This is a genomic window from Tsuneonella litorea, assembly GCF_025154015.1.
In the GTDB taxonomy this organism is placed as follows: Bacteria; Pseudomonadota; Alphaproteobacteria; order Sphingomonadales; family Sphingomonadaceae; genus Tsuneonella; species Tsuneonella litorea.
In genome coordinates this window covers 1-522 of record NZ_JAOAMV010000032.1, presented here as the reverse complement: position 1 = coordinate 522, position 522 = coordinate 1, and the positions used below count along the sequence as shown (strand labels likewise).

At 75.1% G+C, this 522-nt stretch carries 1 protein-coding gene; it reads right to left on the bottom strand.

The window, feature by feature from the left end; all coding sequences use genetic code 11:
* A partial coding sequence (locus N0B51_RS14840) for a hypothetical protein (RefSeq protein ID WP_259963375.1) occupies positions 1-522 on the bottom strand: 522 nt, incomplete at both ends.

The following is a 522-nucleotide window of genomic DNA, read 5'->3' as shown; positions in this document are numbered from 1 at the left end:
CGTCAGCGCGCCGCCAGCGGTCGTCCCGCCCGCGGTCACCGCACCCGTCGTGTCGAGCGCGATCGTCGTGCCCGCGGTGAGGGTGCCCAGCGACAGCGCGCCGCCGCCCGTGCTGTCGACGTCGATCGCGTTGGACGCCGAGATGCCGCCCGTGGTGATCGCACCCGGCGCCGTCAGCAGCGCGTCGCCGCCGGTCGCCGTAACGCCCGCGGTGGTGATCGAACCCGCCGTGCTGTCGATGTCCACCACGCCCCCGGTCGAGGTCACGCTGCCCAGTTGCACCGCACCCGAGGCCTGGAGGTCAACCGCCACGCCCTGCGCGGCACCGGTCACCGTCAGGCTCGACGGCAGCGTCACCGCGCCGATCGCCAGGTTGCCCGCGCCGCTGCCGTCGCTGTCCGCCAGCGCCGAGGCGAGGCTCACCGCACCGCCCGCGTCCACCAGCACGTCGCCGGTCGCCTTGAGCGCACCCGCCGCCACCGAACCGGCGTCGATGTCGATCATCCCCGCGGTCGCGGTGAT